The organism is Dapis brunnea BLCC-M229 (assembly GCF_050015995.1).
Lineage (GTDB): Bacteria > Cyanobacteriota > Cyanobacteriia > Cyanobacteriales > Microcoleaceae > Trichodesmium.
Window position 1 is genome coordinate 1 of sequence record NZ_JBNHEP010000100.1, and the last position, 9,744, is coordinate 9,744.

9 protein-coding genes are annotated in these 9,744 nt (G+C 35.7%); 5 read left to right on the forward strand and 4 right to left on the reverse strand.

The features are described 5' to 3' along the window. The 3 genes from ACP6PM_RS12370 to ACP6PM_RS12380 all read left to right on the forward strand — a co-directional run. Positions 1-747: WD40 repeat domain-containing protein (locus ACP6PM_RS12370; RefSeq protein WP_426584993.1), on the forward strand; the 747-nt coding region annotated here is incomplete at its 5' end. Between the two features lie 254 nt (positions 748-1,001). Further along, a complete protein-coding gene (gene ispE / locus ACP6PM_RS12375) occupies positions 1,002-1,946 on the forward strand; it encodes a 4-(cytidine 5'-diphospho)-2-C-methyl-D-erythritol kinase (protein ID WP_426584995.1) in 945 nt (314 codons plus the stop codon). A gap of 681 nt (positions 1,947-2,627) precedes the next feature. Then, positions 2,628-2,957 carry a DUF3082 domain-containing protein gene (locus ACP6PM_RS12380; protein WP_426584997.1) on the forward strand — a complete coding sequence of 110 codons (330 nt, stop codon included), beginning with the start codon at positions 2,628-2,630 and terminating at the stop codon, positions 2,955-2,957. A gap of 158 nt (positions 2,958-3,115) precedes the next feature. Here the strand turns inward: ACP6PM_RS12380 and ACP6PM_RS12385 are convergent, their stop codons facing one another. Further along, complete coding sequence (locus ACP6PM_RS12385; RefSeq protein ID WP_426584999.1) at positions 3,116-3,739, reverse strand: type I restriction endonuclease; 624 nt, start codon at positions 3,737-3,739, stop codon at positions 3,116-3,118. Positions 3,740-4,220: 481 nt separating this feature from the next. Further along, the gene (locus tag ACP6PM_RS12390; RefSeq protein WP_426585001.1) at positions 4,221-5,015 is read right to left on the reverse strand and encodes a metallophosphoesterase family protein; all 795 of its coding nucleotides are present in this window, start codon (positions 5,013-5,015) and stop codon (positions 4,221-4,223) included. Between the two features lie 604 nt (positions 5,016-5,619). Between ACP6PM_RS12390 and ACP6PM_RS12395 the strand changes: the two genes are divergently transcribed. Together ACP6PM_RS12395 and smpB are read left to right on the forward strand one after the other, a co-directional pair. Next, positions 5,620-6,414, forward strand: a complete 795-nt coding sequence (locus ACP6PM_RS12395) for a hypothetical protein (RefSeq protein WP_426585003.1) — start codon at positions 5,620-5,622, stop codon at positions 6,412-6,414. Positions 6,415-7,113: 699 nt separating this feature from the next. Then, the gene (smpB, locus tag ACP6PM_RS12400) at positions 7,114-7,584 is read left to right on the forward strand and encodes an SsrA-binding protein SmpB (protein WP_426585005.1); all 471 of its coding nucleotides are present in this window, start codon (positions 7,114-7,116) and stop codon (positions 7,582-7,584) included. Between the two features lie 242 nt (positions 7,585-7,826). On the opposite strand, the gene ACP6PM_RS12405 is transcribed toward smpB, so the two are convergent. Together ACP6PM_RS12405 and ACP6PM_RS12410 are read right to left on the reverse strand one after the other, a co-directional pair. Further along, positions 7,827-8,078, reverse strand: a complete 252-nt coding sequence (locus ACP6PM_RS12405; RefSeq protein WP_426585007.1) for a hypothetical protein — start codon at positions 8,076-8,078, stop codon at positions 7,827-7,829. A gap of 545 nt (positions 8,079-8,623) precedes the next feature. After that, positions 8,624-9,744 (reverse strand): hypothetical protein (locus ACP6PM_RS12410; protein WP_426585009.1); only part of this gene is annotated, 1,121 nt, incomplete at its 5' end.

A 9,744-nucleotide genomic window follows, 5' to 3' on the forward strand; every position in this document is an offset into this window, starting at 1 on the left:
AACAGTGCAGAATTTAGCCCCGATGGTGAGTTGATAGCTACTGCAAGTGATGACAGGACAGTGAAACTATGGCAACGAGACGGCACTATAGTGACAACTCTATCAGTGCATAGTTATGACGAAATAGTGAAACTAGGGAAGCCAGACGGCTTTTTGGTGCAAACTATATCATGGCATCAGGGTAAGGTCAACAGTGCGAAATTTAGCCCGGATAGTGAGTTGATAGCTACTGTAAGTAATGATGACAAAACAGTGAAACTATGGCAACGAGACGGCACGCTGGTGAAAACTCTATCAGGGCATCAGGGTAAGGTCAACAGTGCGGAATTTAGCCCGGATAGTGAGTTGATAGCTACTGCAAGTGATGACAAGACAGTGAAACTCTGGCAACGAGGCGGCACGCTAGTGACAACTCTATTAGGGCATCAGTCTTGGGTCAACAGTGCAGAATTTAGCCCTGATGGTGAGTTGATAGCTACTGCAAGTGATGACAAGACAGTGAAAGTGTGGAAACCAGACGGCACTCTGGTGACAACTCTATCAGGGCATCAGGGTGGGGTCAACAGTGCGGAATTTAGCCCGGATAGTGAGTTGATAGCTACTGCAAGTGCTGACGGCACAGTAAAGCTCTGGAATTTTAACATTGATGACTTGCTCAAGCATAGTTGCGACTGGGTGCGTAGCTATTTGAAAAATAACCCCAATGTAACAGAAGAAAAACGCCGTCTTTGTGACAACATCGACTGAAAATTAACTATAGCATTTCTCAGTAAGCGTGAGATACACGGTGCAGGAGATCCCCCCTAACCCCCCTTGAGAAGGGGGAGACCGGAAGTCCCTCTTTAATTAAGACCTCTCCCCCAACCCCTCTCCTGCAAGGAGAGGGGAGTATTTCTCCCCCTTCCCTCGCAGGGAAGGGGGTTGGGGGGTTAGGTTTTACCTACATTTTTAGACCATACTGAGATAAACTAAAATAATCAAACTATCTAATACTACCTAAAATGCGCTCTTACTCATTAACTGCTCCTGCCAAAATTAATCTGTATCTGGAAATTATCGGCGATCGCCCAGACAACTATCACGAATTAGCAATGGTCTTGCAAAGCATTAGTCTGGCGGATAAAATAGATATTCGTTCTATCGGTATTGAGACTATAGTGGTGCGATGCGACCATCCTTTAGTTCCTCCAGATGCGAGTAATATTGCTTACCGAGCAGCTTCCCTGATGAGCAAACAATTTCCAGAAGTATTTGCTAGATATGGTGGCGTTGAAATTACTATTCATAAACATATTCCCGTGGCAGCAGGGTTAGCAGGAGGTTCGACAAATGCAGCAGCAGTATTAGTTGGTTTAGATTTAATGTGGGAACTTGGTTTAACTCACGGGGAGTTGCAAGAGTTGGGAGCGCAGTTGGGTTCGGATGTTCCTTTCTGTATTGGAGGGGGAACTGCGTTGGCAACTGGGCGAGGTGAAGTGCTTTCCCCACTGCCAAATTTAGACCATCTTTATGTAGTTTTAGCTAAATACAAAAATCTCTCTATTTCTACACCTTGGGCGTATAAAACTTATCGTCAAGAGTTCGGCGATACTTATGTCACCGATACAGAAAGTCAGGAAAGTAGTAGGCAAAGAGTACATTCTGGACCAATAGTATCAGCGATCGCTCACCACAACCACGCAGAAATTGGCAAACTATTACATAACGATCTAGAAAAGGTAGCTTTACCAGAATATCCCCAATTATTAAAATTAAGAGAAGCTTTTGCCTCCCAAAATGTATTGGGTGCTATGATGTCAGGGTCAGGACCAACGATGTTTGCTTTAACAGAATCTCATTCTCAAGCAGAGGAAGTTGAGGCAGCAGTAAAAGGGAAAATGGCTGACCCCGATCTAGAATTCTGGATAGCACAGTTTAATTCTAATGGTATTAGTATTGCACATTAACATCAGGAGTCAGGAGTCAGGAGTCAGGAGTCAGGAGTCAGAATTAATATCAAATATTATGTTTTAAATAATTAATATTGTAGGTTGGGTTGACGTTAGGAAACCCAACAAAAATAGGTCTACAAAAAATAAAGTTGATTATAACTAATATGATGTCCAGATAATAAGTGATAAAAAAGTGCTTGTTTGTAGTAGGGCTTTAATTATAACTATTCAACTAGACATGATATTACAGGAGGTACTGTTCAACAATTAACAATTAATAATTAATAATTAATAATTAATAATTAATAATTATATCATGTTCGGATAATCACTTATAATAAAGTTTTGTTTGTAGTAGGGCTCTCAGCCCGAACTGTAGATAGGGCTGAGAGCCCTACTACGAACTTTAATTATAATAACTATTTAACCGAACATAATATTACCTCTTCTTATAAAAAAGAGGATTGGGCTAAAAGGAATTTTTTTCTTCTCTTGGTCGATTGGATATGGTTAGGTAACCCATCCATCCCATCCTAAGGTCATGCTCCGCAAACGACCGCTGTCTTGGTCGATTGGATATGGCGAGGAGACCTCGCCATCCCATCCTTCGGAATGCTCCGCAAACGACCGCTTTTTCTCCATGAATGGAGAGGCTTTATACCTTAATTTTTCTGTAACCGATAACTGATAACTGAAATGACAAATTCTACTTCCAAATCTAACAAAAAATCTACTCCTAAAGTGAACCCTTTACAATGTTTAGCAAGTTCTATAATTTCTGGTGGATTAGCTACACTTGCCTATTTATTGATGAAATCAATTGCTGAGACATTTGCTAGGAAACCGATTATTTCAGATAATGTTTTTGTGGTGAATATGTCTACTGCCGTTCGGACTTTAGTAGTAGGAGTTATTGCTTTTGCTGCCTGTATGTGTGCGATGGTTACTATCGGTTTAATTGCCTTAGCTATACAAACTATAATTCAGGGATTTAGCAATAAAGAAATGCCTCCAAATGAAAGTTGAATGAGGATATAAGGCTTTAGTTATCTAGGAGAGAAGGAAGAATTATTGAACAAAAAAAGTAAATAATGATAGATATAGCTATCTAAAATGAATTAGAGAAGCTCTTGATTTCAAGCCTTCTACTAAAGTATGAGATACTGTTAATTGATAACTGATAACTAATAACTGAAATTACCAATATATTTGAGAGCTGCCAAAACTTGCTCTAGTTCATTTTCTCTGTCAATAGACAAAGCATAAGAACGACCATATATGGGAACATTTGCTTTTTGAAGTTTAACAAAAACAAACTCTCTACTATTAACAAGAAAACCAAACTGTGGCTTATTATTTTGAGAGTCTTTCAACATATAAGCTAAAGCTTGGGGTAGAGCTTCCATAACATCAAACTTGGTACTTTTTGATTCAATAACCAGTATCCAAAGTCTGTTTTGTACAACTAAAATATCTATTCTACCTCTAACAATTAAATCATTATCTTTAGCAGAAATTTCCACAGAAGTTTCTGTTCTTATAGAAAAGGGGGGTTGAAAAAATCCAGCTAAATCTAGTAAGGGCGATAAAATAACCATTTTGACTCCCTCTTCCAATAAAGGGCGACGATTAACTAAGTTAAAATAGTTACTGCGAACTCTTTCTAGACTACGTTTCTCTTCATCTGTTAAAGAAGGTAAATTTTCTTGCCATTCTGGGAAAAATTGGCGATCGGTTGTTAGTTGTAGCCCAAAGTTTTCTTGTAGTTGTTCTAGAGTAATATCTTGAGCATGAATAGTTTGAACCATAATAAATCATTTCTATTTTCAGAATAATTTATGCTATTTCTTCTTTTTTTTTTAATAGTATTGCCTTTCACTTAGCACTTATAAACTGTTTGTAAAGTTATAAAGACCTCTCTCCTAGGAGGATAAAGGCTTTGAAACCCCCATTCCCTTGTAGGGAAGGGGGCAGGGGGGTTAGGTTTTTAGGACTCATCGGTCTATTACAGAAAAGGTAATTATTAATTATTGAAAACCTTAACTTCAACTAAGATTAATTAGGGCTTGCTGAATAAATATGAAAGTATTTACAGATCAAGGTTTTAGCCTTTAATAAGCGAAAAAAAGTGCAACTTTTTAAGCTTGAGCGATTAAAAAGTTAGGATAACAGGCAGAATAATTCCATAAAAATCAAGGGATAATTCTTTCGACTACCTCCTCTAAATTCCACCTTCCTCCTGACTCCTGACTCGGTCCTCCTGACTCCTACCCCTAGCAAAAGACTTTTTCAGCAAACCCTAATTAAACCTTGGTCAAAAATATGATTATTAACATCAATACCCCTAACAATTAAACGGTCATCATAAACATCAAAAGCAGCAAAACTAAAATCACTTGTAGAATATTCAGTCCACTCCGATTTACCTACAAGACGTTGTTTTGCTCCAGCACCACAGGTTAAATAAGTAGTACCATTTATTGCGCGAGTTCTTTCATAATCATGTTCATGTCCGTTAATATAAAGTTGAACCTGATATTTTTTAAATAGAGGAGTTAAAATATCAATAAATTTTTCATTTAACCCATACATTCCCGAAGAATAAATTTGATGATGACCAAATACTATTTTCCAGGGTGCTTTACTGTTACTCAGTTCTTTTTCTAGCCAATTTAATTGAGCTTTCCAGTTAGCATTAATATTGGTATCTAAGGCAAAAAATTGAATTGGTTTATACTCAAAAGTATAGTATCTTCCTGCCATATTAAAATCTGGATATTCTAGTTCCCACTCTCCATTATTACTTCTAAGATCGTGGTTGCCCAGACAGGCATAAAATTTTACTTTATTGTCTAATAAAGCTTTGTATGGTTTCTCAAAAACATCGCCAATTTTTTCAATTTCTCCATCTTCATAGATATTATCACCACCAAGAATTACAAAGTCAAAAGGATATTGTAAATAATAACGTCTCATAGCTTCAGCTACAGCAAATTGCTCTTTGCCTCCTGTACCAGTATCGGCAACAGAAACAAACCGAAAAATAGGATTAGTTTTGAGAGAGAAAAAATTATACCGTTTCACGGAAGTTAAAAGTCAAAAGTCAAAAGTAATATTTTATCAGGTCAAAATTTTGACGCTACAGTAATTTCTGGAAATTATTTCACATCTAAAGTTGGAAACTATTTATAACATTCTTTTTTCACGCTTGGTATTGCTTAACGTAAGCATTTAGCAGTCAGGTATCAGCTATCAGCTTCTGAGCCACATCTATAGTTTTATGCCACATAATTGTATGCAGAATCATGGTTTTTGTGCTTTAATTCTATGGTTTAAAATTTAATATAAGCTAAACTAATCCTTGCTTTATTCATTAAAAAGCTCAGAGCTCAGAGCTGACCGCTAATAGCTGAATGCTTAGTGACGCTACTTAGACTAGGTAAAAATAAAAATTGACGACGTTTTATACTCATAATTAATGGGAAAATAAATTAACAGGACTTACGCACCCAAACAAGAAACCGGGTTTATTGCCCTGATTATTGTTTCTCAGGAAATTTCATCGATCGACCCGGTTTCTGCGTCAGTCCTAATTAAGTAGAAACAGGACTATAGTCCACAGTACAAATTTGTCTTTTATTTTATCGCTTTATTAGTCGATTTGCTTAGTCCAAAAGGTATAGAAAAAATGTCAGAAGACCAATCAAACCAACCAAATTCAGAACAACCTGAAACAGAAGCAGTTTCCCAGGAAACCACAGAAACTCCTTCTATCACCTCCGAAACCCAACCTCAAGAACAACCTATTACCGAGAATGAATCAGTTGTGGCCAAACCTGGACTTTGGCAGCAAGTTTTGGGGTTAGTTCGTTCCTTACTACCAGAGTCCCTAAGTCAGAAGCTTTCTGATGGGTTGTTGACTGGGGCGATCGCTGGTATTTTTGCCCTAATTCTGGTAATTATTTTTGTTTCTTTTCCTTCTAGTAAACCTACTACTGAAATGGCAGATGTTCCTGTCGTTGCAGAGTCTGAATTAACAGAGGCGATCGCCCCGGAAGAGTCTGTAGCTTCTACAATAGATTCAGAAGATGCAGAAATTACCGATCCAGCATTACAAGAAGCTCCTGAATCTATAGAACCTGTTACACCTCCACCTCCAAAGTTAACACCAGAGCAAATTTTTCTAGTGTCAATTCAAAATCAGATTGATGATTTAGCTAATCAATATGGTGGTGGAATTATAGAGTCTTTAAAATTTGATTTTCCCAGTAATTTATTAATTGTTGAACTGAACAATAATTGGTATGGTATGAGTCAAGAAGAACAAGACGAATTAGTTAATCAAATGTTTGAGGAGGCGCAAGATTTAGACTTTAATAAATTGGAACTAACCAACTCTCAAGGCAGAATGGTAGCTCGGACTTCAGTCATTAACTCTAAGATGATTATTTTAGAGCGATCGCTCTTAAAGTTACCAGGGTAATTTTCAATAATTAATAATTAACAATTAATAATTAATAATTAATAATTAATAATTAATAATTAATAATTAAATAATTATGGTTTAAAGCCTCTCATGAGCAAGGAGAAAAAGCGGTCGTTTGCGGAGCAGTCCGTTAGGATGGGATGGCGAGGTCTCCTCGCCATATCCAATCGACCAAGAGAAAAGAAATAATATTTCCTTAGATTCAATCCTCTCGGTTTTAACCAGAGGTAATTATCAATTATCAATTATCCATTATCCATTAATGAACTCTTCTTATAAAGAAGGATTGGGTTAAAAGGAATTTTTTTCTTCTCTTGGTCAATTGGATATAGCGTTTTTGCTGGCGCAAAGCTTTCCTATCGGAATGCTCCGCAAACGCTTTTCATGTCGCGAAGCGTTAACGAAGTTGTGCGTTAGCTAAACGGCTAAAAGCCGACATGAAACGCTACGCGAGCAGCCGAAACAACCGCATTTTTATCCATGAATTGAGAGGGTTTATACCTTAATTTTTCGGTAATAATTCAGCTAGCTAGCTGAATTATTACTCTAATTCTGCCTACTTACTTATACACTTATACAAAAGGTTGATTTTAAAGTTTTTGATTTATAGCAGTGTTTTAATTAATTTCTTGTTATTGCCAATAATTTTATAGTATAATAAAAAATTCAGGATAAAAAAGTGAGTAAAAATATATTATGAGTAAGAAAAGTGGTGAAGGACAAAAAATAATTAGTGATAATCGCCAGGCAAGATTTAATTATCATATTATAGAGACTTATGAAGCTGGCGTGGCATTACAAGGAACAGAGGTAAAATCAATCCGGGAAGGTAAAGTCAACTTACGGGATGGTTATGCTTTAATTCGTAATAACGAAGCATGGTTACTTAACGTTCATATTTCTCCATATCAAAAAGCAGGAGAGTTTTTTAATCACGAACCTCGACGTAGTAGAAGATTGTTATTACATAAACAAGAGATTCGGAAATTAATTGGAAAAGTAGAACAACAGGGATTAACTTTAGTACCTTTGAGGATGTATTTTAAACGCGGTTGGGTAAAAGTTGATATTGCTTTGGCACAAGGTAAAAAACTTTATGATAAGCGTGAAACTATTAAGCGTAGAGATGATAAAAGGGCTATGCAAAGAGCAATTAAACAATATTAAATCAACAAATTGTATGAGAGCAAATCAGAATTCTGAATTGAGAACTCAGAATTGAGAATTCAGGGTAGAAGAAGATAAAAAAATCAGGTATTCAGGAGAAGAAAGTTTTATTATATCTATCATCCGGACATGATATAAAAGATTAATGTTCAAGACTGCTAGCATCTTAGATAGGTCTACTATGCTTATAGAAAAACAAATTTCCACCCCACCTTATTAATTTGGAGTGGAAAAATATCAACTTAATAACGACGCATTTCATTCAGAAACTTATTTTGATAACGCAAAAACTCTTTTCGAGATTCTTGGAAACGACGTTTATTATATTTTTCTATTTCCAAAATTCGACGTTGTTGATCCTGGAGAAACTTTTGCTGATACCTCAGATATTCGGTGTGCCACTCATTAAAACGACGTTGACCATCACGAACTAACATTTGGCGGTAATGTTCGTGATCCAGCAAATGTATTGGAACATTACTAAGATCTCTCATCACTTAATACCTCTCAAACAAACATCTAAATCCTAAAATATTAAAATTTTAGTTATTTAATTTAATATATCACAAAGGAATAATACCAGTTTCAAAAAATAATGCTATATTAACTTTTTTTTGTAGTTAGGGAAGACCTGGATTTTGCCATATAGGAAAATTAAATAAAGAGCAAGGTTTTTGCCTATTCCTTATTCTCTATTTCCTACTCCCTTTTTTACTGTAACGACCTTTTTTGAATTTGGTATAAGGAAGAAAAAATAAATATTGAAGAAAATAAGGTAAATAAGGTAAATAATGATAAAGATAGGTAGCTTCTCCAATTCTCAAAACTTCTTCTAGATAGAAATTGATAACTTTCCTTTTTGTAGGCACTTTGTCGGTTGGGTTGCGTTGCCACTTAACCCAACCTACGGTGTTATAACTTGTATGGTTTTGGTCACTAAACCCTTACCTTTCTTATTATCCATGAATGTAAATTTATAGTAATTTTCCAGCTTTAATATTTTTTTTAGAAATATTCTCTAACTTGAATTCAATAGATTTTATGAAGTACAAGGATGCAATTTAACACTCATTCCCGCCCAAGAAACATTTTTTTCTGTATAAGTTACTAACCTAGCTTTACCAGTAACTAAATCATACTTAAAAATTTGACCATTAAATATAGCAAATAATTCATCACCGTAAAAATCTAGACAACCAGAATTTTTAACTCCACTAGCACTACCAACAGGAATAGGAGTAGCATTATTATTAAGTCGCATTAGATATCGTTGCTGATTATAATTATTACCAAAATCTGAATAACCTCGACCTTTATTATCAAAAGCTAAACCACCACAATAAAGAGGATAATAAGATTTATAAGATTTAATAATTCTTCCTGAACCTGTCTTTACATTTACTCTTAATAATGTTTGAGGACCCATTGCATAGAGAGCATTTCTATGTTTAGAAAAAGCTAAACTAGCTACTTTACTATTACCTAATTTACCAATAATTATAGTTTTAGCAGTATTAGGATTTATTCTGACTAAATCTGTTGTTTTTGAGTCTCGCCACCGAATACCATAGAGTATATTTCCACAAAAAGCAATATCTACTATGTACATACCCATAGAACCAATTAAGACTGTTTTACCAGATTTAATATCTAGAGTATAAAGATTACTTGCTTTGCCATTAGAGTATAAATCTTGAATATAAATTAATTCTTCATTCTGTTTATAAACTTCGTCTGATATTTCTGAAATTTCTACGGGGGAAACTACGTCTGGGTCTTCTTGTTCTATATCGGTGGGCGGTTCCGATGACTCCAGGAACAATGGGATACCTGATGGGGATGCTTCGTCTGGCGGTTGGAATTGTTCTACTATATCGGTTGGTAATTCCGAGGAGTCTTGTTGTAATGGTGGTGGATCTGATTCTGGTATTTTTTTTTTTGACTTTCCCAGGGGTTTTCTCTCCTGATTTTTGGTCTTTTTGTTTTGCCTACTACCAAGTAAATTACCTGTAACTTTTTCTAGTCCTTCAGATAAATTGTCTGTAACTTTTTCTAGTCCTTCAGATAAATTATCTGTAACTTCCTCTAGTCCGTCTGGTAAATTATCTGTAACTTTTTCTAGTCCTTCAGATAAATTATCTGTAACTTCCTCTAGTCCGT

What these genes read in the sequence shown, in the direction of transcription:
- ispE (WP_426584995.1), top strand. Translation starts at nt 1,002, where the DNA reads ATGCGCTCTTACTCATTAACTGCTCCTGCCAAAATTAATCTGTATCTG.
- ACP6PM_RS12380 (WP_426584997.1), top strand. Translation starts at nt 2,628, where the DNA reads ATGACAAATTCTACTTCCAAATCTAACAAAAAATCTACTCCTAAAGTG.
- ACP6PM_RS12385 (WP_426584999.1), bottom strand. Translation starts at nt 3,739, where the DNA reads ATGGTTCAAACTATTCATGCTCAAGATATTACTCTAGAACAACTACAA.
- ACP6PM_RS12395 (WP_426585003.1), top strand. Translation starts at nt 5,620, where the DNA reads ATGTCAGAAGACCAATCAAACCAACCAAATTCAGAACAACCTGAAACA.
- smpB (WP_426585005.1), top strand. Translation starts at nt 7,114, where the DNA reads ATGAGTAAGAAAAGTGGTGAAGGACAAAAAATAATTAGTGATAATCGC.
- ACP6PM_RS12405 (WP_426585007.1), bottom strand. Translation starts at nt 8,078, where the DNA reads ATGAGAGATCTTAGTAATGTTCCAATACATTTGCTGGATCACGAACAT.